Origin of the sequence: Seohaeicola nanhaiensis (assembly GCF_042654245.1) — a bacterium.
Lineage (GTDB): Bacteria > Pseudomonadota > Alphaproteobacteria > Rhodobacterales > Rhodobacteraceae > Seohaeicola_A > Seohaeicola_A nanhaiensis.
Map to the genome: position 1 here is coordinate 178,243 of NZ_JBHSGI010000033.1, position 19,929 is coordinate 198,171.

General features: G+C 66.5%; 23 protein-coding genes. 10 read left to right on the top strand and 13 right to left on the bottom strand.

The window, feature by feature from the left end:
• Positions 1-63 precede the first annotated feature (63 nt).
• From ACFO5X_RS22100 to ACFO5X_RS22110, 3 genes are read left to right on the top strand one after another with little or no spacing between them, the layout of a single operon-like run.
• Positions 64-480, top strand: coding sequence for a PaaI family thioesterase (locus tag ACFO5X_RS22100; protein WP_380721565.1), 417 nt, complete (start codon positions 64-66; stop codon positions 478-480).
• Complete coding sequence (locus tag ACFO5X_RS22105; RefSeq protein ID WP_380721568.1) at positions 480-1,001, top strand: PaaI family thioesterase; 522 nt, start codon at positions 480-482, stop codon at positions 999-1,001. Before ACFO5X_RS22100 ends, ACFO5X_RS22105 begins: the two co-directional genes overlap by 1 nt.
• Entirely contained in the window at positions 994-2,349 is a 1,356-nt protein-coding gene (locus tag ACFO5X_RS22110; protein WP_380721571.1) for an MATE family efflux transporter, read from the top strand. The genes ACFO5X_RS22105 and ACFO5X_RS22110 overlap by 8 nt, the downstream gene beginning before the upstream one ends.
• A gap of 70 nt (positions 2,350-2,419) precedes the next feature.
• Here the strand turns inward: ACFO5X_RS22110 and arsC are convergent, their stop codons facing one another.
• From arsC to ACFO5X_RS22125, 3 genes are read right to left on the bottom strand one after another with little or no spacing between them, the layout of a single operon-like run.
• Entirely contained in the window at positions 2,420-2,761 is a 342-nt protein-coding gene (gene arsC, locus ACFO5X_RS22115; RefSeq protein ID WP_380721574.1) for an arsenate reductase (glutaredoxin), read from the bottom strand.
• Positions 2,758-3,816 (bottom strand): quinone-dependent dihydroorotate dehydrogenase, encoded by a 1,059-nt coding sequence (locus ACFO5X_RS22120; RefSeq protein WP_380721577.1) that lies wholly within the window; start codon positions 3,814-3,816, stop codon positions 2,758-2,760. The genes arsC and ACFO5X_RS22120 overlap by 4 nt, the downstream gene beginning before the upstream one ends.
• Entirely contained in the window at positions 3,813-4,151 is a 339-nt protein-coding gene (locus ACFO5X_RS22125; RefSeq protein WP_380721580.1) for a DUF952 domain-containing protein, read from the bottom strand. The genes ACFO5X_RS22120 and ACFO5X_RS22125 overlap by 4 nt, the downstream gene beginning before the upstream one ends.
• 131 nt (positions 4,152-4,282) lie before the next feature.
• Here ACFO5X_RS22125 and ACFO5X_RS22130 point away from each other — a divergent pair, with 131 nt between their 5' ends.
• Positions 4,283-5,839 (top strand): bifunctional metallophosphatase/5'-nucleotidase, encoded by a 1,557-nt coding sequence (locus ACFO5X_RS22130; protein WP_380721583.1) that lies wholly within the window; start codon positions 4,283-4,285, stop codon positions 5,837-5,839.
• Positions 5,840-5,884: 45 nt separating this feature from the next.
• Here ACFO5X_RS22130 and ACFO5X_RS22135 read toward each other — a convergent pair whose 3' ends face one another.
• Positions 5,885-6,112, bottom strand: coding sequence for a hypothetical protein (locus ACFO5X_RS22135; protein ID WP_380721586.1), 228 nt, complete (start codon positions 6,110-6,112; stop codon positions 5,885-5,887).
• 367 nt (positions 6,113-6,479) lie between these two features.
• Here ACFO5X_RS22135 and ACFO5X_RS22140 point away from each other — a divergent pair, with 367 nt between their 5' ends.
• From ACFO5X_RS22140 to ACFO5X_RS22150, 3 genes are all read left to right on the top strand, one after another.
• Entirely contained in the window at positions 6,480-6,815 is a 336-nt protein-coding gene (locus tag ACFO5X_RS22140) for a hypothetical protein (RefSeq protein ID WP_380721589.1), read from the top strand.
• Between the two features lie 54 nt (positions 6,816-6,869).
• Positions 6,870-7,334 carry a GFA family protein gene (locus ACFO5X_RS22145; RefSeq protein ID WP_380721592.1) on the top strand — a complete coding sequence of 155 codons (465 nt, stop codon included), beginning with the start codon at positions 6,870-6,872 and terminating at the stop codon, positions 7,332-7,334.
• A gap of 149 nt (positions 7,335-7,483) precedes the next feature.
• Positions 7,484-8,149 carry an SOS response-associated peptidase gene (locus tag ACFO5X_RS22150; RefSeq protein WP_380721599.1) on the top strand — a complete coding sequence of 222 codons (666 nt, stop codon included), beginning with the start codon at positions 7,484-7,486 and terminating at the stop codon, positions 8,147-8,149.
• Positions 8,150-8,151: 2 nt separating this feature from the next.
• On the opposite strand, the gene ACFO5X_RS22155 is transcribed toward ACFO5X_RS22150, so the two are convergent.
• Positions 8,152-8,613 (bottom strand): MarR family winged helix-turn-helix transcriptional regulator, encoded by a 462-nt coding sequence (locus ACFO5X_RS22155; protein ID WP_380721602.1) that lies wholly within the window; start codon positions 8,611-8,613, stop codon positions 8,152-8,154.
• A gap of 96 nt (positions 8,614-8,709) precedes the next feature.
• On the opposite strand from ACFO5X_RS22155, the gene mnmH reads away from it, so the two are divergent.
• A complete protein-coding gene (gene mnmH / locus ACFO5X_RS22160; protein WP_380721605.1) occupies positions 8,710-9,771 on the top strand; it encodes a tRNA 2-selenouridine(34) synthase MnmH in 1,062 nt (353 codons plus the stop codon).
• Here the strand turns inward: mnmH and maiA are convergent.
• The 8 genes from maiA to hmgA all read right to left on the bottom strand — a co-directional run bounded on the left by maiA (position 9,768) and on the right by hmgA (position 16,528).
• Positions 9,768-10,409: a maleylacetoacetate isomerase gene (maiA, locus tag ACFO5X_RS22165; RefSeq protein ID WP_380721608.1), complete on the bottom strand. Its 642-nt coding sequence runs from the start codon at positions 10,407-10,409 to the stop codon at positions 9,768-9,770. The two genes, mnmH and maiA, sit on opposite strands and share 4 nt — an antisense overlap.
• On the bottom strand, positions 10,402-10,599 hold the full coding sequence (locus ACFO5X_RS22170; protein ID WP_380721611.1) for a DUF2783 domain-containing protein: 198 nt from the start codon (positions 10,597-10,599) through the stop codon (positions 10,402-10,404). Before ACFO5X_RS22170 ends, maiA begins: the two co-directional genes overlap by 8 nt.
• Entirely contained in the window at positions 10,596-12,215 is a 1,620-nt protein-coding gene (locus ACFO5X_RS22175; RefSeq protein WP_380721614.1) for an FAD-dependent oxidoreductase, read from the bottom strand. The genes ACFO5X_RS22170 and ACFO5X_RS22175 overlap by 4 nt, the downstream gene beginning before the upstream one ends.
• A 3-nt stretch (positions 12,216-12,218) precedes the next feature.
• Positions 12,219-12,482 (bottom strand): hypothetical protein, encoded by a 264-nt coding sequence (locus tag ACFO5X_RS22180; RefSeq protein WP_380721617.1) that lies wholly within the window; start codon positions 12,480-12,482, stop codon positions 12,219-12,221.
• Positions 12,483-12,487: 5 nt separating this feature from the next.
• The gene (locus ACFO5X_RS22185) at positions 12,488-13,438 is read right to left on the bottom strand and encodes an MBL fold metallo-hydrolase (protein WP_380721620.1); all 951 of its coding nucleotides are present in this window, start codon (positions 13,436-13,438) and stop codon (positions 12,488-12,490) included.
• A 121-nt stretch (positions 13,439-13,559) separates the two neighbouring features.
• Entirely contained in the window at positions 13,560-14,816 is a 1,257-nt protein-coding gene (gene fahA / locus ACFO5X_RS22190; protein WP_380721623.1) for a fumarylacetoacetase, read from the bottom strand.
• Between the two features lie 199 nt (positions 14,817-15,015).
• Positions 15,016-15,171 carry a hypothetical protein gene (locus ACFO5X_RS22195; RefSeq protein ID WP_380721625.1) on the bottom strand — a complete coding sequence of 52 codons (156 nt, stop codon included), beginning with the start codon at positions 15,169-15,171 and terminating at the stop codon, positions 15,016-15,018.
• A 1-nt stretch (position 15,172) separates the two neighbouring features.
• Entirely contained in the window at positions 15,173-16,528 is a 1,356-nt protein-coding gene (gene hmgA / locus ACFO5X_RS22200; RefSeq protein ID WP_380721628.1) for a homogentisate 1,2-dioxygenase, read from the bottom strand.
• A gap of 71 nt (positions 16,529-16,599) precedes the next feature.
• Here hmgA and ACFO5X_RS22205 point away from each other — a divergent pair, with 71 nt between their 5' ends.
• The gene (locus ACFO5X_RS22205) at positions 16,600-17,031 is read left to right on the top strand and encodes a MarR family winged helix-turn-helix transcriptional regulator (RefSeq protein ID WP_380721631.1); all 432 of its coding nucleotides are present in this window, start codon (positions 16,600-16,602) and stop codon (positions 17,029-17,031) included.
• Between the two features lie 107 nt (positions 17,032-17,138).
• A complete protein-coding gene (locus tag ACFO5X_RS22210) occupies positions 17,139-19,913 on the top strand; it encodes a protein kinase domain-containing protein (protein ID WP_380721634.1) in 2,775 nt (924 codons plus the stop codon).
• The last annotated feature ends 16 nt before the right edge of the window (positions 19,914-19,929 follow it).

Here is a 19,929-nt window from a genome sequence, read left to right on the forward strand (position 1 = left end):
TGCGCTTTTGGCGGCGGTCTGGTCTTGGTTTCCCGACAGACGGACGCAGGCCGGTGGTGGCAGATGGCAGACAAGGCACATTTCGCGCGCCAGTTCATCGCGGCGATTCCCCATGCCAGGGCGTTGGGCATGAGCCTGACCGCGCTGGGCCAGGGCAGTGCCGAGATCACCATGCCCTATGACAAGCGGTTCGTCGGCGATCCGAAGACCGGTGTGCTGCACGGCGGGGCGATTTCGGCGGTGATGGACACCTGCTGCGGCGCGGCAGTGATGAGCCATCCCTCGGCGCCGGGGGCGACCGCGACCATAGACCTGCGCATCGATTACATGCGGGCGGCGACGCCCGGGCAGACGATCACAACGCGGGCGACCTGCTATCACATCACCCGGGCCGTCGCCTTTGTGCGGGCCGAGGCGCTGGACGAGGACATGGCGAACCCGGTCGCCGTGGCCACGGGCGCCTTTACGGTTGAGCGCTGATGGCCCGCCCGCCGCCAGAACCGGTTCAGGTCGTCAAGCAGCGCCGCGACGCCGCTTTGAAGGCGCTGGTGGATGGCGTGCCCTATGCGCAGTTCCTTGGCATCGGGTTCGACCGGCGCGGCGACGAGCTGACCGCCGTGCTGCGCTTTGACGACCAGCTGATCGGCAATCCGATGCGGCAGGCGCTGCATGGCGGGGTGACGGCGGCCTTTCTGGAGGTGACGGCGATCATCACGCTAAGCTGGAGCTATCTCTGGGCCGATATCGAAAGCGGCGTCATTGACGTGGAGCGTTTGGTGGCGGGCGATCTGCCGCGGCTGCCGAAGACGATCAACATGACGGTCGAATACCTGCGCGCGGGTCTGCCGCGCGACGCCTATGCGCGCGCGGTGGTCAGCCGGACGGGCCGGCGCTATGCCACCGTGCGGGTCGAGGCCTGGCAGGACAACCGCGACCGCGCCTATGCCGAGGCCTCGGGACATTTCCTGATGCCGCCGCCCGAGGGCACCGGGCGTGGCTGAGACGGCGGTCGGGGCTACCGGCGTGCTGGGACAGGCCGAGATCACGCACCGCCGGGTGCTGAACATCGCGATTCCCATCGTCATCTCCAACGCGACGGTGCCGATCCTGGGGGCGGTTGACACCGGCGTTGTCGGCCAAATGGGACTGGCCGCGCCGATCGGCGCGGTGGGGATCGGCGCGATCATCATCTCGTCGCTCTATTGGTTCTTCGGCTTCCTGCGAATGGGCACGACCGGCCTGACCAGTCAGGCGCTGGGCGCCGGGCGGCAGGGCGAGGTGGTCGCGATCCTGTCGCGCACGGTTCTGGCCGGCGCCGTAGGCGGGCTGCTGATCCTGCTGTTGCAGGCGCCGCTGTTCTGGGCCGCCTTCCGCCTGTCGCCCGCCTCGCCCGAGGTGGAGGAGATGGCGCGTGCCTATCTCGGGATCCGTGTCTGGTCGGCCCCGGCGGCGATCTCGATCTATGGCGCAACGGGCTGGCTGATCGCGCAGGAGCGCACGCGGGGCGTTCTGGTCTTGCAGCTGTGGATGAACGGGCTGAACATCGTGCTGGACCTCTGGTTCGTGCTTGGCCTTGGCTGGGGCGTCGAGGGGGTGGCCTTCGCCACCTTCCTGGCCGAATGGACCGGGCTGGCGCTGGCGTTGTGGCTGTGCCGCGACGCCTTCCGCACACCGGCCTGGCGCGATGTTGCCCGCGTTTTCGACGCCGAGCGGCTGATGCGGATGCTGACGGTCAATGCCGACATCATGATCCGCTCGGCCCTGCTGATGAGCGTCTTTGTCTCGTTCCTTTTCGTCGGCGCGCGGTTCGGCGATGCCACGCTGGCGGCCAATCAGGTGCTGCTGCAATTCATCGAGATCACCGCCTATGCGCTGGACGGCTTTGCCTTTGCGGTCGAGACGCTGGTTGGGCAGGCCATCGGCGCGGCGAGCGTCGCGCGGCTGCGCCGGTCGGTCTGGATCGCCACGCTCTGGTCGCTGGCGGGGACGCTGGTGCTGACGGTGGTTTTTTTCGCGGCGGGGCCTGCGATTGTCGACCTGATGGCCAAGGCGCCCGAGGTGCAGGCCGAGGCGCGTGCCTATCTGCCCTGGATGGTGGCGGTGCCGCTGCTGGGCATCGCCAGCTGGATCCTGGACGGCATCTTCATCGGCGCGACACGGACGGCGGACATGCGCAACATGGCGGCGGTATCGACCGCCATCTATGCGTTGGCCGCGGTGCTGATGGTGCCGGCCTGGGGCAACCACGGGCTGTGGGCGGCGTTCCTGATCTCGTTCGTCGCACGCGGCGTGACGCTGGCGTTGCGCTATCCGGCGCTGGAGCGGGCGACGGCGGCCGGGGCGCTGTAACCCCGCGGGCGGTCATGCGGCGGCGCCGCGCCTTGAGTATTTGGAAAGAGAAGAAGCCGCAGGGGGCGCGTCAGAGCAGGTCGAGCAGGCGTTCGGGCGGGCGGCCGATCACGGCGCGGGTGCCGCTGATGGCAAGCGGGCGTTCGATCAGCGCCGGGTTGGCGGCCATCGCGTCGAGCAGGGCGGCGTCGTCCTTCCCCGCCAGGCCAGCTTCGCGGAAGGCGGCGTCCTTGGTGCGCATCATCTCGGCGACCGGCGGCTTGCCGAGCGCTTCCCAGGCGGCGGCGAGTTCGGCGCGGGTGGGCGCGTCTTCGAGATAGCGGCGGACGCGGAGGTCTGCGCCTTTAATTTCGAGCAGGGCAAGGCCCTCGCGGGATTTCGAGCAGCGCGGGTTGTGCCAGTAGTCGATCATGTCCAGTCCTTCGTTCGGGTGCCGACCGCCTCGGCCACGGTGGCGAAGCCGTCGCGGGCAAGCAGCTGGTCGAGGCCGCGCGCGATGCGGGCGGCGAGGCTGAGCCCCTCGTAGACCAGCGCCGAGTAGAGCTGGACTGCCGAGGCGCCGGCAGTGATCTTGGCATAGGCGTCTTCGGCCGAGCCGATGCCGCCGACGCCGACCAGCGGGATCCTGCCTTCGGTGATTGCGGCAAGCCGGGCCAGGATGCGGGTCGAGCGGTCGAACAGGGGTGCGCCGGAAAGGCCGCCGGCCTCGCCCCGGTGGGTCGAGGTCAGACCGTCGCGGTTGAGCGTGGTATTGGTGGCGATGATCGCATCGACCTGCGTGTCGGCGGCGGCCTCGGCCACATCGGCGAGCGCGGCGGGGTCGAGATCGGGGGCGATCTTGAGGAACACCGGAATCGGCCGGGGCAGGGCGTCGCGCGCGGCCATGACGCCGCGCAGCAGGGCGGTCAGGGCTGCCTTGCCCTGCAGGTCGCGCAGCTTTTCCGTATTGGGCGAGGAGACGTTGACGGTGGCGAAGTCGAGATGGGCCGCTGTTGCCTGAAGCACCTGCACGAAGTCCTGCGCGCGGTCGGCGCTGTCCTTGTTGGCGCCGAGGTTCAGGCCGATCACCGCGTCCTTCGGGCGCCGTGCGAGGCGGGCGGCGATGGCCTCCATCCCCTCGTTGTTGAAGCCGAAGCGGTTGATGACCGCGCGGTCCTCGGTCAGACGGAACAGGCGCGGACGGGGGTTGCCGTCCTGCGGGCGCGGCGTGGCGGCGCCGACCTCGATGAAGCCGAAGCCGGCGCGGGCCAGGGGATGCAGCGCGACGGCGTTCTTGTCGAAGCCCGCCGCCAGCCCGACCGGGTTGGCGAGATCCAGCCCGGCGAGGCGGGTTCTCAGGCGGGGCGAGGTCACGGTGCCGGGCAGGGGTACGAGCCCCGCACGCAGTGCCTTCAGCGCCAGACCATGGGCGGTTTCGGGGTCGATGCGGCGGAGCGCGGCGAGGCCGAGCGTTTCGGTCAGGCTCATGCCATGTCATCCGGAAAGGCGTGGGTGCCGTCGACCAGCGGCAGCGGGCGGGACCAGAGCACGTCGGCCATCCGCAGGGGACGGTAGAGATGCGGGAACAGCGCGCCGCCGCGCGAGACCTCCCATTTCAGCGCGTCGCCCAGCGGATCGGCCTCCACCGCCAGCAGCATCAGCCCGTCTTCGCCGGCGAAGTGTTTCGCCGCCGTCTCGCGCGCCTGGGCGGCGGTGGAGAAATGCACGAAGCCATCGGCCAGATCGACCGGCGCGCCGGCGGTTTCGCCGGCGGACTGGAGCGCGGCCCATTCGGAGGCGCGGAATATCTTGTAGATCAGCATGGGCGTTCTGATGCCCCGGGCGGCGGTCTTTCGCAAGCCCCGGCTGCGGCGCGCGGGCCGGGTGCGCTATCCTTTGACAAGCGGGGCCGGGCCGTCGCACCATCCGGGCAAACACTAACAGGAGAGCTGCCATGCTGACCCGATTCCTCTCGACCGTCGCCGTGCTGGGCCTGAGCGCCGGCACCGCTGCGGCGGATTACACGCTGACCATTCTGCACACCAACGACTTTCACGCGCGGTTCGAGCCGATCAGCAAATACGACAGCACTTGCGGCGAGAAGGATGCCGCCGAGGGCAAGTGCTTTGGCGGCTCGGCGCGGCTGGTGACGGCGATTGCCGAGGCGAGGCAGCGCAGCAACAATTCGATCCTCGTGGACGGCGGCGACCAGTTTCAGGGCACGCTGTTCTATACCTATTACAAGGGCAAGCTGGCCGCCGAGATGATGAACAAGATGGGCTATGACGCGATGACCGTGGGCAACCACGAGTTCGACGATGGCCCCGAGGTGCTGCGCGGCTTCATGGATGCGGTGAGTTTTCCGGTGCTGATGTCGAACGCGGATGTCAGCCGGGAAGAGCTGCTGAAGGACGTATTGAAGAAATCCACCATCATCGAGAAGGGCGGCGAGAAGATCGGCCTGATCGGCCTGACGCCGCAGGACACGGATGAGCTGGCGAGCCCGGGGCCGAACGTCATCTTCACGGATCCGGTGGACGCCGTGCAGCACGAGGTGGACGCGTTGACCGCCGAGGGGGTCAACAAGATCATCGTGCTGAGCCATTCGGGATACGGTGTCGACCAGCGCGTCGCTGCCGGGACCACGGGCGTCGATGTGATCGTGGGCGGGCATTCGAACACGCTGCTTGGCAGCATGGAGGGGGCGGCCGGTCCTTATCCGACGATGGTGAACAACACCGCCATCGTCAGCGCCTATGCCTATGGCAAGTTCCTGGGCGAGCTGAACGTGACCTTCGACGACGCGGGCAACATCACCGAGGCCAAGGGCGCGCCGATCATCATGGATGGCGCCGTGGCGCAGGACGAGGCCACCGTGGCGCGGATCGCCGAGGCGGCCAAGCCGCTGGACGAGATCCGCAACAAGGTGGTGGCCGAGACCGCCGAAGCGATCGACGGGTCAAAGGACAATTGCCGGCAGGTGGAATGCGCGATGGGCAATCTGGTGGCCGACGCCATGCTGGCGCGGGTGAAGGACCAGGGCATCCAGATCGCCATCGCCAATGGCGGCGGCCTGCGCGCCAGCATCGACGCGGGGCCGGTGACCATGGGCGAGGTGCTGACGGTGCTGCCGTTCCAGAACACGCTGTCGACCTTTCAGGTCAAGGGTGCGGTCGTGAAGGAAGCATTGGAGAACGGCGTCAGCCAGGTCGAGGAGGGCGCCGGCCGTTTCGCGCAGGTGGCGGGGCTGACCTATGCCTTCGACCCGAGCCAGCCGGCCGGCAGCCGGGTCAGCGACGTGATGGTCGCAGGCGCGCCGCTGGTGATGGACAAGGTCTACGGCGTTGTGTCCAACGACTATGTCCGCAAGGGCGGCGACGGTTACAAGATGTTCATCAATGCCGAGAACGTCTATGACTTCGGGCCGGATCTGGCGGATGTGACGGCCGAGTTTCTGGCGCAGAACGGGCCATACAAGCCCTATACCGACGGGCGGATCGTCCGGAAGTAAGCGATCTGGGGGCGTGCCGGGCGGCGCGCCCCTGTTTCCCGCGCGTCAGTCCTTGGGCTTGAGCACGCCAAAGCTGCCCGAGGGGGCGCCTTCGGCGCGGCTGAAATAGCCTTCGGCCTCGAGCCCGCGGCGCAGGAGTTCGCGGACAGCGGCCGAGCGGCTGGGCATCCGGGCCTCGAACCGCCAGTCGTCCAGCGCCTGGATTTCTTCCGGTGTCAGCATGATCTGAAGTCGGTCTGACCGTTTCGCCTGGTCATCCTGCATGTCGTCCATCCGGGCTCCGCATCCTTTCTGCTCATAATACTGTAGGTCTCAATTTCACACAAATACGTTTAAGTGGCATGAGGGTAACTTGCGTGTTGTGTGCCGGTTCCCGGTATTACGCATTCCCCCATATCACTGGTGATGAGTACAAGTAGGTCTTTATGTATCTGATTTATATTGATAAATTATGAAAAATCGTTGCATCTCACCCGCGCTGCCAATAATGTGTCAGATGCGAACAAGGTCCCGACTCCGAGTTCTACCCGGATGGGCCTCTCTGGCGGCCCACCCTTACTCTCGACACAGGCGACCTGCAGAGATGACACTACACGGTTTGCAAAGACCCAGAATAATTACGTGCATTCACGACGCCGTCGTGGCGATGGATGTGGAGGCGGCCTTTGGCGAGGCCGGGTTCGACGTGCTGAACATCCGGGCCGGTGCGACAAGCGGCGATCTGCCCAGCGCTTTCCGGAATTGTTCCTACGTGCTGCTGGATCAGGATATCGGCTGGCAGGACCTTGTGGCGCTGGCTCAGCCGGCGCGGGAGCAGGGCATTCCGGTCGGCCTGTTCATCGTTGACGACAAGGACGACGCCTTGCCGCCAGAGTTGTCTGGCGCCAAATGCTGGCAGAAGCCCTTCGACACCGGTGCCCTGGTCGACGAGGTGCAGGGCTCCTGGCCGGGACAGCCCGTTCTGCAGGGGGCTTGACGCGCGGCTTTCCGGTAGGATGATCGTGCGGCGAGTCCAGTTGGAGCGTCTGTCATGAATGGAAGATGCGCCTGTGGCGCGACGGCCTATCGTCTGAACGACAGCCCACTGTTCGTGCATTGCTGCCATTGCCGCTGGTGCCAGCGCGAGACCGGCTCGGCCTTCGTGCTGAATGCGATGATCGAGACGGCGAAGGTGGAACTGACCGAGGGGCGGACCGTAGAGGTGCTGACCCCGAGCGAGAGTGGACGGGGACAGCGCATTCACCGCTGTCCGACCTGTCACGTGGCGCTGTGGAGCCACTATCCGGGGGCGGGGCCGAAGTTTGCCTTTGTCCGCGTAGGCACGCTGGCCGATCCGGATGCCTGTCCGCCGGATGTGCATATCTTCACCGAAAGCAAGCAGCCCTGGGTCAGCCTGCCCGACGGCGTGCCGGCCTTTGCGCAGTTCTATGACCGTGACAGCCTGTGGCCTGCCGGGGCGCTGGCCCGGCGGGCGCGCGTGCTGGCGCAGGGCTGAGCGGCGCCTGCGCGGATGGAGGCGCGGGTTCCATCCTCTGGGATGTCAGCCACTTTTTTCCTGACCTCGCCGAGCGCTTGGTGGATGCGATGATGCAGGCCGCCTGAGGGGTGGATTGCATTCGCGCGCATGCCGTCTAGATTGCCGGCATGTGCGGACGATTTGCGGTTACCCTGCCCCCCGATGCGATGGCGCAGCTGTTCAAGGCGCAGCCGGCAAACGATCTGCCGGTCGTGCCGAATTTCAACGTCTGCCCGACGAACCGCGTACATGTGGTGCGGTTGGGCGCGACGGGGCGGCAGTTGGTGGGGATGCGCTGGGGGTTCATTCCGCATTGGTACAAGGAAGAGAATGGCGGGCCGCTGCTGATCAATGCGCGGGCCGAGACGGTGGCCGAGAAACCGGCGTTCAAGGCGGCCTGCCGCGAGCGGCGGTGCCTGATCCTGGCTACGGGGTTCTTTGAATGGACCAAGGACGAGGCGGGCAACCGGCTGCCCTGGTATTTCCGGCGGCGTGACGGCGCGCCGGTGGCCTTTGCCGGTCTGTGGCAGAGCTGGGGCCGCGAGGCGCCGCAGGATACCTGCGCGATTGTCACCACGGGGGCGAATGAGGAGGTTTCGGTGCTGCACCACCGGATGCCGCTGATCCTGGAACCCGACGAGGTGGCGCTGTGGCTGGGCGAAGAGGGCACCGGCGCGGCGCGGCTGATGCAGCCGGGGCGCGAAGGCGTGCTGGAGTGGTATCGCGTTTCGACCCGGGTCAATTCCAACCGCGCCTCGGGCGAGGATTTGATCGAGCCCTTCGAGGAGGACTGAGGTCAGTCCTCCACTGGACGCAGAGGGGCGCGGCTGAGCGCATTGCCGGCCATCGTGACCTTGTCCAGCAGGTCCAGGAACTGCGCGCGCTCGCTGTCGCTGAGCCCGCCGAGGATCTGGGGCTGCACGGCCTGCACATGGGGCAGGGCGGTGCGGTAGAGGGTCCAGCCCTCGTCGGTCAGGTTCAATACCTTTGCGCGACGGTCGGCCTGCGAGACGTCGCGGCGGACCGCGCCGCGTTCTTCCAGACGGTCGATCACCTTGCCCAGCGTCGCACGGTCGTAGGCGACAAGACCGGCCAGGGTGGCCTGGTCGATACCGGGGTGTTCCGTCAGCGCGTTCAGCGCGGCGAACTGGACCGGTGTCAGGCTCAGTCCGGCCGCGGCCATGCGGTCCATGAACAGACCGGTCGAAATCTGGTTGAGGCGCCGGACGAGGTGCCCCGGCATGTGGTGTATTTCCATGGGCCATATCCTGCGTCCAGACCGGAAAAATGGCAAGTATGCTTATGATTTCCGCGCTGGCTTCCACCGGATCGCGGGGCGGGGTATGACGGAGGCATGGCGCTTGAATTCACCTCTCTGAAGACCCTGCTCGACCACGGATATGACACCGTGATCGACGTGCGCAGCCCCGCCGAATTTGCCGAGGATCACATCCCCGGCGCGATCAACCTGCCGGTGCTCGACAACGAGGAGCGCGCCCGGGTCGGGACGATCTACAAGCAGGAAAGCCCGTTTCTGGCGCGCAAGCTGGGTGCGGCGCTGGTGTTCCGCAATGCGGCCCATCACATCGAGACGGTGCTGGCCGGCAAGGATGGCGGCTGGCGGCCGCTGGTCTATTGCTGGCGGGGCGGGCAGCGGTCGGGCTCCTTTGCCTGGATGCTGGGTCAGATCGGCTGGCGGTCCGAGGCGATATCCGGTGGCTATCGCACCTATCGGCGACTGGTGGCAGGGATGTTGTACGACGCGCCGCTCCCCCACCGGTTCATCGCGCTGGACGGCTATACCGGGACGGCGAAGACCGAGCTGCTCCTGCGAGCCGGGGCGTTGGGGCTGCAGGTGCTGGACCTGGAGGGCGCGGCGGCGCACCGGGGGTCGCTGCTGGGCGCGATGGCCGAGCCGCAGCCGTCGCAGAAGGCCTTCGACACCCGGCTGGCGGTGGCGCTCTGCGGGATGGACCCGGCGCGGCCGGTGCTTGTGGAGGCGGAGTCGAGCAAGATCGGGCGGTTGAATCTGCCGCCCAGCATCTGGGAAGCGCTGAAGGAGGCGCCGCGGATCGAGGTGACGGCGGATATCGAGGCGCGCACCGGATATTTGGTGCGGGCCTATGAGGATGTGCTGTCGGATGCCGAAGGGATGAGCCGCAAGCTGTCCTTCCTGCGGCGGTTCCGGGGTCATGCAGTTGTCGACGCCTGGGACAAGCTGATTTTCGAGGGCGACAAGGCCGGGGTGACGCGGGCGCTGATGGAACAGCATTATGACCCGGCCTATGACACCTCGCGCCGGGTGCACGCGCATACCGTCGCGGGCGCCGTGCGTGTCGAGCGGTTCGATGAGGCCGGGCTGGATGCCGCGGCGCGTCGGGTCGTGGCCGAGGTGGCGCGGCTGTCGGCGGCCTAGGCTGCCGGCTGCCACTTGTCGGGATGGGCCGCTGCAAAGGCCGGGTGCGCGGCGCAGGCGGCGGCGACGCCGCTGAGGCGCGGCAGGTCGTCCGTATTCACCCTCCAGCGGGTGGCGTTGTAGAGCTGCGGCATCAGGCAGATATCCGCAAGGCCGGGCGTATCGCCGCAGCAGTAGGGCGCCTGGGTGAAGCCGGCGAGCAGGCCCTCGAAGGCGACGAGGCCGGGGCGGATGAAACGCTGCATCCAGAATTCCATCTTGTCCTGCCCGCCGCCGGCCATCTCGCGCGCCTGGGTGGCGACCGAGAGGTTGCAGACCGGGTGCAGGTCGACCGCGATGGCATAGGCCAGCGCCCGGGCATGGGCGCGGGTCACGGGATCCTCGGGCAGGAGGTTCAGGCCGCGCGTCTCGTCGAGATACTCCAGCATGGCCAGCGACTGGGTGAAGCGGTGGCCGTCGATATCGAGCACCGGGACCAGCCCCTGCGGGTTGCGCGCCACATGGTCGGGCGTGCGGTGTTCGCCCTTGGAGAGATCGACCGGGACGGAGGTATAGGCGATGCCTGCGAGATGCAGGGCGATGCGCATGCGGTAGGCGGCGGAGGAGCGCCAGTAGTCGAAGAGGACGGTCTCAGCCATGGTCATAACTCCGGGCGGTCGTGAGGATATCGGTCAGCACATCGAGATCGCCGATGCGGTTGGCCATCAGCAGGACCAGCCGGGCGTTGAGCGCGTGGCTCTGCGCCTCGGTCAGGCCGGCGTGGGCCGCCATCAGCGCGCTGTAGAATTCGTCCTGGAAGGGGGCGAGGCGGTCGGGGAAGACGGTCATTGCGCGACCTCCAGTTCGGCGCCCATGGCGCGGGCGCGGGCGGCACGGATCGCCTCGGCGTCGGGCGTTGTGAAGCTGGCGCAGACGTGGCCGTCGGGCCGGAAGAGATAGGCGCGCCCCTCGCCATAGCGGCGGATGGCCAGGCCCTTGAGGGCGGTGAAACAGGGGTAGTCGGCGCTGCGCTGGTTGATGCCGAGGCGGGCGATGCCCTCGATCTCGGGCAGGGGGACGTCGCCGAAGCCGACGAGGGTAGAGCCGCCCGTCTGGACCTGTTCGAGCAGCCAGGTGTCGCCTTCGGGGCCGTTCAGCGGTGCGTCGGCCACCGCGCGGCCCGAGGCGAGAGCGCCGGTGCCGGGCGTCTGGAGCGGGAAGCCTTCGAGCGAGCAGGGCACCGAGAGCCGGCCCGAGTTCAGCAGGCGGCGCGCGAAGGGCTGGTCGTGGGCGAGGCGCAAAGCCTCGGAGCGGAACAGCGCCTCGATGGGGGTTTTCGGCGTCATGAAATTGGTCGCGCGGGAGGAATTGAGGATGTTCTCGGCCGAGCCGTGCGACCGTTCGTCGTGGTAGGTCTGAAGCAGCGCCTCGGGCGCCTCGCCCTTCAAGACGGCGGCGAGCTTCCAGCCGAGGTTGTCGACGTCCTGGATGCCGCCATTGCCGCCGCGCGCGCCGAAGGGGCTGACCACGTGGGCGCTGTCGCCCACGAAGATCACACGGTTGTGCACAAAGCGGTCGAGCTTGATGCAACGGAACTTGTAGACGGACACCCAGTCGAGGCGGAACGGCTTGTCGCCGACGATGGCCTTGATCCGGGGGATCACCTTGTCGGGGGCGGCCTCGGCCCGGCCGTCAGCATCGACGTCGAGTTGCAGGTCGATGCGGTAGATATTGTCGGGCTGCTGGTGCAGCAGGGCGGATTTGCCCTGGTGAAACGGCGGGTCGAACCAGAACCAGCGTTCGGGCGTCCCTTGCGCGAAGGGGCTTTCCTCCATCTCGATATCGGCGATCAGGAACTGTTCCTGGAAGGTCTGGCCGGTGAAGTCGAGGTCCATCCGGTTGCGCGTGGGCGAGGCGGCACCGTCGCAGGCGAGGAGATAGTCGGTTTCGAGCGTGTAAGGGCCCTCGGGGGTTTCCACCGTCAGGACGACATGGTTCCAGCGGTCTTCGTGGTGGACGAGCTTGTTCTTGAAGCGCAGGTCGATCAGGTCGGGAAACTCGCGCGCGCGGTCGACGAGGTATTCCTCGGCGTAATATTGCTGGAGGTTGATGAAGGCCGGATACTTGTGGCCTTCCTCGGGGAGCAGGTCGAAACTGTAGACTTCGCGGTCGCCGTGGAACTGGCGACCGACCTTCCAGGTGACGCCCTTGGCCAGCATCCGCTCGCCCACCCCGAGGCGGTCGAAGATCTCCAGCGTCCGCTTGGCCCAGCAGATTGCGCGGCTGCCGACGGAGACCACGTTGTTGTCGTCCAGCACGACCGAGGGCACCCCGCGCTGCGCGAGGTCGATGGCCATGGCAAGACCGATGGGGCCGGCGCCGACGATGACCACGCGGTGGCGCGGTTCGGGTGCGGTCAGCCCGGGGGCGGAGACATAGGGGAAGGGGGTATAATCATAGGCCATCGTTCACTCTCCGATCCAGGCGAGTCCGACCAGCCAGACCAGCATCCCCATGGTCAGGCCGGTCAGGCGCTGGCGCAGGATGCGGTCCTCGGGGTGGCGGAAGAAGCGGCCCCACTGGCGCAGGGCCTGGCCGGGGCCGGGAAAGGTCTGGCCGCTTTCGGCCTCGGCGCGTTTGCGCAGAAGGAAAAGGACCCGGAACATCAAGAAGGTCCAGGACGCGAAGATCACGGCGCCAATGGCCAGCATGAGGATCCGGGTGAGGGTCATCGCGGTTACGCCTGCAGCGCTTCCCACATCTTGATGTCGCGCTCGGCGGTCCAGATGCGGGGGGTGTCGATGCCCTGGGCCTCGTCATAGGCGCGGGCGACGTTGAAGGGCAGGCAGTGTTCGTAGATCGCGTAATCCTTGAACTTGGGGTCGCATTCGGCGCGCACCGCGTCCCAGGCGTCTTTCAGGGTGCCGCCCTTCACCGCGACGCGGGCGGCGGGGGCATAGGTGGAGGCGACGAAATCGGCGGTGGCGTCCAGCGCGGCGTTGACCATCTTCTTGCCGACCAGCGCGTCGCCCCGGCCCGGCGCGATGGCGTCGAGGTCGAAGCGGCGGACCGCCTCGAGCGTTTTGGGCCAGTCGTGGAAATGGCCGTCGCCGCAGTAGCAGGCCGAGTGGTATTCGACGATGTCGCCGGTGAACATGGTGTTGGCGTCGGGGACGTGGATGACGATATCGCCCGCCGTATGGGCACGCCCGAGGTGCATCAAGTCGATCCGGCGCTTGCCGAGGTAGACGGTCATGCGGTCGTTGAAGGTGGTGGTGGGCCAGGTCAGGCCGGGGATGCTCTCATGCCCCTGGAACAGGCGTGGAAAGCGCTGGAATTCGCTGTCCCAGTCCTCTTGCCCGCGTTCGGCGACCATGGCGCGGGCCTTTTCGCCCATGATGACCTGCTGCGCGTCGAAGGCGCTGGCCCCCAGCACGCGGACGGCGTGGTAGTGGGTCAGAACGACATGGGTGATCGGCTTGTCGGTCACCTCGCGCACCTTCTCGATGACCATATTGGCCAGGCGCGGGGTGGCCTGGGCCTCGACGATCATCACCGAGTCGTCGCCGATGATGACGCCCGAGTTCGGGTCGCCCTCGGCGGTGAAGGCCCAGAGACCTTCGCCCACCTCGGTGAAGCTGATCTTCTTCTCGGTCAGGTCGCCCTGAGATGCGAAGGCCTTGGCCATGTCGGTGTCCTTTCAGGTCAGTGCGCGGGAGTTTCGGATCGCTGATGCGATCCGACCGGAGCGAGGGGCGCTGCCCCTCGCGCTCCCCGGGATATTTGCAGCAAGAGGAAGAGGAGGGTCGTCATCTTGCGTAGGGGTTTTCGAGCGCCGGGAGCACCGTGCCGGTGCAGTCGCCGAAGCCGATGGTATAGCCGTCGCCCCGCGCCGCGCCGGTCAGCGTGAGCGTGTCGCCGTCCTGGAGAAAGCTGCGGGTCTCGCCGGTGTCCAGCGTCAGCGGCTCTTTCCCGCCCCAGCTGAGTTCGAGGAGGGAGCCGCGTTCTTCCTTCCCTGCGCCCGAGATGGTGCCCGAGCCGAGCAGGTCGCCCACGTTCATCGGGCAGCCCGAGGTGGTGTGATGGGCAAGCTGCTGGGCGGAGGAGTAGTACATTTCCTTGTAGTTCGTCCGCGCGATGGTGGTGGCGGGCTTGCCCTCGGGGGCGAGCGTCACCGCGAGGTCGATGTCGTAGAGCATCGGGCCGGCGTCCTTGAGGTGGTCGAGCAGTTCGAACTCGCGCGGCGGAGTGTCGGTGCGGAAGGGTTCGAGCGCCGCCTTGGTGACGATCCATGGGCTGATCGAGGTGGCCGTGGCCTTGGCCTGGAAGGGGCCGAGGGGCTGGTATTCCCAGGCCTGGATGTCGCGGGCCGACCAGTCGTTCAGCAGGACGTATCCGAAGATATTGGCGTCGGCCTCGGCCACGGTGATCGGGCCGTCGCTGTCGGCGCCGACGATGGCGCCCATCTCGAGCTCGAGATCGAAGCGGCGGCAGGGCAGGAAGGCGGGCAGGGCGTGGTCGGCCGATTTCAGCTGGCCCCAGGGGCGGCGCACCGGGGTGCCCGAGACGACGACCGAGGAGGCGCGGCCGTTGTAGCCGATCGGCAGGTGCAGCCAGTTCGGCGGCAGCGCGTTTTCGGCGCCGCGGAACATGGTGCCGACGTTGGTGGCGTGGTGTCGGCCGGCGTAGAAGTCGGTGTATTCGCTGACCATGAAGGGCATGTGCAGCGTCACCTCGGCCAGCGGCACCAGCAGCGGTTCGACCCGGTCGCGCTCTTTTGTGCCCTCCGCCAGCAGGGCGGTCAGGCGGGCGCGCAGGGCGGCCCAGACGGCGGGGCCTTCCTCCATCAGGACGTTCCAGAAGGGCAGGTCGAAGAGCGGCTCGTCGGCCAGTTCGATCAGGCCCTCTTCCTCGGCGGCGGCCATGTCGAGCACCATCTCGCCGATGGCCACGCCGCAGCGGGGATCTTCGCCTTCGGTCGAGAAGACGCCGTAGGGCAGGTTGTTCAGTGGAAAGGGGCAGTCGGCGGAATTGGCCGAAGCGACCCAGCTTTTCATCAGTGGCATAGTCTTTTTCCCGTCTGCGGCGCGGGGCCGCTCAATCCTTGTTCTGCTTGCGCTTCTGAAGCCAGCGCAGCACGACGCCCAGCACGATGAACAGGCCGATCCAGAACAGCAGATCCTTCATTGCATCGCTCACCGGTTCGTCTCCTCTGGTTGTCGCCACGCATCGGGCCACCCTTTGTCCGGGTCCGCGCCGCCGAGGTCAATCCCCGCCGCCATCGCCGCCGCCGTCGGAATCGCCTAGGGAGGTGGGCTCGCGGTGGCTGTCCGCGCCGCGCCGGTCCTGGCGGTTGCGGCGGCGGACCACGATCAGGAGCACCAGGACGACGATCCCGAAGGCGAGGAGGGCGGGGCTCACCTCACTTCTTCCCCGGGGTGCCGTCGAACTTCTTTTGGAGATCCGTCCAGCAGTCGATGTAGTCGTCCTGCAGCGGCGCTTCGGTTGCGGCGAAGGCGCTGAGATGCTGCGGGAAGCGGGTCTCGAACATGAAGGACATGGTGTTGTCGAGCTTGTGCGGCTTCAGCTCGGCGTTCGACGCCCCCTCGAAGGCGTTGCGGTCGGGGCCGTGGGGCAGCATCATGTTGTGCAGGCTCATGCCGCCGGGGACGAAGCCCTGCGGCTTGGCGTCATACTGGCCGTAGATGTTGCCCATCAGCTCGGACATGATGTTCTTGTGATACCACGGCGGGCGGAAGGTGTTTTCGGCCACCATCCAGCGTTCGCGGAACAGCACGAAGTCGATGTTGGCAGTCCCCGGCACGCCGCTGGGCGCGGTCAGCACGGTGAAGATCGACGGGTCGGGGTGGTCGAAGAGGATCGCGCCGACCGGGCAGTAGTGGCTGAGGTCGTATTTGTAGGGCGCGTAGTTGCCGTGCCAGGCGACCACGTCGAGCGGGCTCTGCCCGATCTGCGTCTCGTGGAACTGGCCGCACCACTTGATGGTGAGGGTGGAGGGCACCTCGCGGTCCTCGTAGGCGGCCACCGGCGCCTTGAAGTCGCGCGGGTTGGCGAGGCAATTGGCGCCGATCGGGCCGCGGCCCGGCAGTTCGAATTTCTGGCCGTAGTTCTCGCAGACGAAACCGCGGCAGGGGCCTTCCAGCACCTCGACCCGGTAGACCAGCCCGCGGGGGATGATGGCGATTTCCTGCGGTGCGAGGTCGATGAGGCCGAGTTCGGTGCAGAAGCGCAGGCGGCCTTCCTGGGGCACCACCAGCAGCTCGCTGTCGGCCGAGTAGAAATACGCGTCGACCATGCTTTCTGTGACGAGGTAGATGTGGCTGGCCATCCCGATCTGGGTGTTGACGTCGCCCGCCGTGGTCATGGTGCGCATGCCGGTCAGCCAGGTCAGCTTTTCCCCCGTATGCGGCACCGGATCCCAGCGGTACTGGCCGAGGCTGGTCACGTTGTCGATGACGTTGGGGGCGCTTTTCCAGTAGGGCAGGTCGATGCGCTGGTAGCGCGCGGAATGCTTCACCGATGGGCGGATGCGATAGGTCCAGGTGCGTTCGGGCGGGTTGGCGGTGAAGGCGGTGCCCGAAAGCTGTTCGCCATAGAGACCGTAGTTGCACTTTTGCGGCGAGTTCATGCCCTCGGGCAGCGCGCCGGGCAGCGCCTCGGTTTCGAAGTCGTTGCCGAAGCCGGGCATGTAGCCCTCGGTGATGCCGGTCTGCTGGCTGGCCTGCACGAAGCGGTGCGGGTGAGTCGGTCGGTTCATGGGCGTTCCTCCCTTTGCTGGTTGCGGAGGTAATAGTTGATTTTGTAACTAACAACCGCAAAGGAGGCCGCATGGACAAAAAACACGACTTCGATCTTCAGCTTTTCCTGCCCTACCTGCTGAACCAGGCGGCCGAGGAATCGAGCCTCGCGTTTCAGCGGGTCTACAAGAGCCGGTACGGCATGCTGCGCACCGAATGGCGCGTGCTGTTCCATCTGGGCATCTACGGGCGAATGACGGCGACCGAGATCGGCCAGCGGGCGCGGACCCACAAGACCAAGATCAGCCGGGCGGTGCAGAAGCTGGCCGAGCGCCGGTTCCTGCAGCGCAGCCGCGACGAGAGCGACCGGCGGTCGGAGCATCTGGAACTGACGGCGGCCGGGCTGGCCGCCTATCGCGATCTGCGCGCGGTGGCGCAGGAGTATGACGCGGCGCTGGTGCGCGATCTCTCGGAGGAGGAGGTGGCGACATTGCGCCGGCTTCTGCAGCGGCTGGCGGGATAGGTTCGGCTTTCGGAAAGGTGCGAAAAACTTTTGGCAGATGAAAAAATCTTGCTAAGACCTTTGCCAATTCGTCAGTTCACTTCGTTCCCCGTTTTCAAGAGGCATCCATGGCAGACCTGACTCCGGCCCAATTGCAATTTCTCCAGAAACATCTTGGCTATGACACCAAGAACTTTTTGGCGAAGAAAACGCTGAGGTCCCAGATCCAGGAATTCTGGCGGCGGCGGGACAAGGCGCAGGCCGAGATTCAGACCCTGCCGCCCGAGCATCCGCAGCTGGTGGCGCTGAAACAGGCGATCGAGGCGGCCAACAAGAAGGCCGAGGGCGGCAATCTGAAAGGCGCCTACAGCGATCTGAAGTCCGTCAAGACCAGCGCCCGCGCGGCGGCAAATGTGGTGAAGGGCGGCATCAGCCTGGGGGCGATCAACAGCGATCTGGACGATCTGGAGGCCGAAGTGCGGCGGTTGCAGACGGAACAGCAGCGCATCCGCGACATGCTTGCCGACGGCGCCAGCGATGTCACCGACGAGGCACGGGTGCTGCGCGATCCGGCCTCGGAACGCAGCCGCGAGGCGATCATAACCCTGGCCGGCGAGAACCTGCGCCGACAGAAGGAGCTGATGGCCGAATGGGATGCGCTGGCGGACAACGTGACCCAGGCGTTGCAGACCTACAAGGCGATGTTCGCCAAGACGCCGACGATCCCGTCGCAGCTGGCGCTGATCGCGCACAACATCCAGCTGATGGGCAAGAAGGATCCGAATTCGGTCAAGGGGATGCACAATGCCCGCTATACCTTCCTCGACCAGCAGGTGCGGCAGAGCCATCTGGGCGGCAGCGGCGCGGAGTTGCAGAGCGAGATGACCGCCGCGCTGCGCAGCCATCGCAACACCCTGCTGGAGGTGTTGAAGACCAAGACCAGCCCGCCACCGATGGAGGTGCTGGCCGCAACCGACGACGCCGGCAACCGGCTGGACGGGCCCGAGGCCAAGCAGGCGGCGCAGAAGCTGGCGGATCAGTTCAAACACCTGGACAAGCTGGAGGAAGCGCGGTTGCAGAAGGCCAAGCAGGCCTATCTGGAAGCGCTGCGCACCGACAATGCGGTGCTGTCGATGACCGAGGACACCTCGCTCATGACCAGCACACGGATCCGGCCATTTGATACCGCCGAGATGATGGACGACCTTGGCATCGACGTCACCGATACGCGCAAGCGGCCCGACGAGATCGGCGCGGCGGCGGGCAAGGGGGTGGCGGAGGCGCTGGACACCCTGCTGGCCAATGGCACCGTGCCCGACGAGGCCTTTGACATGTGCACCCGCAGCCAGCGCGACTGGTATGTCGAGGCGGCCAAGGCGGCGGGGATCCAGTTCAACCCCGACAAGCCCGACACCATCGACCCGACGGTCTGGTACAAGATCAAGGCGGCGGGCGACGCGATGCGGCAGGCGGCGCACGACAAGTATCCGGACAAGGCCAAGGTCGACAAGGACGGCAAGATTTCCGAATTCACCATCGGCGGCGTCGTGTTCAACGACATCAAGTTCCTGGGCCAGGGTGGCGGCGGGACCGTGTATCTGGCCAAGGACGCCAGCGGCAACAAGGTCGTGCTGAAGACGCCGCGCGGGTTCAGTGCCAATTCCGATATGGACGAGGACGAGCATCAGACGCTGAAGAGCGAGGTCAGCAATCACCGCGCGGTCAGCGGCGGCGAGGATGGCGACTGCCCGGACAATGTGCTCGACATGAAGGGCATGGTGTTGGCGCCGAACGGGGCGCCGCTGATCGTGATGGATCTGGCGGGGGCGGGCGATGCCGAAAAATACACCGAATCCGTGGGCGCGGCCGAGAAATCGGGCCTGATTTCGGACGGCGCGAAACAGGCGATGATGGCGCAGCAGATGCGCGAGATCATCACTGGCATGAAGGCGATGCAGGCGCGGGGGATGACCCACCACGATCTGAAGGAAGCCAATATCTTTGTCAGCGAGGACGGCACCTTCAAGGTCGCGGACTTCGGGCTGGCACAGCATGTCGATTCCCACACGGACGCGATCCGGGGGCTGGAGGAATATACTCCCGGCTACGAGCCGCCCGAACTCAAGGGCGACGGCGGCGCGGTGACGCAGAAGTCGGACAATTTCACGCTGGGTGAAATCCTGGACCGGGTCACGGATCCGTTGCGCGGCGAGGGGACGTTCAAGGAGAGTTTCTCGAGCGCGAACCCGGGGCCGACGCAGAAGACGGACGAAGACGGCAAGGTGGCCAAGGTCTCGTCGCTGACGCGGCTGATGAACCGGATGAAGGACCCGGACCCGAGCAAGCGGCCAACGCTGGACGCGGTGCTGATGAGCAGCTTTTTCGACGAGGTCGATCAGAATTACACGGCGGAGGACATTGCGCGTCTGAAGAAGGCGACGGTGGCCTATTCCAAGGCCCTGGGCAGCGAGGTCAGCGCGCTGAACCTGCAGATCAACGGGGCCGAGGGCCGGATCCGTCAGCTGGAGCTGAGCAAATCGGACGGGCTGGTGCAGATGAAGATCGAACAGGTCAGCCTGCTGAAAGGCCAGCTTGAAGGGCGCAAGCGGCGGCTGGAACGGCAGCTGGGCGCCGAATGGGACGAGAAGAAGAAGGTCAAGATCGAGCGCCTGGTGAAGAACAACGCGAACAGCCTCAAGCAGGTCGAGGACAAGATCGCGCAGCTGGGCGGTCAGATCGGGACGGCGAAGTCGCGGGTCGATCTGGAGGATATCGACAAGAAGATCGCCGCCGAGCGCGACAAGATCTTCGCGGCGCGCCAGAAGCTGAAACAGCTTCACGAAGATCCGCAGCACGCGGCGGTGCTGATGGAGCTGGAAGAGGCCAACAAGGCCTTTGGCTGAGGGATCGGGAAGGTCG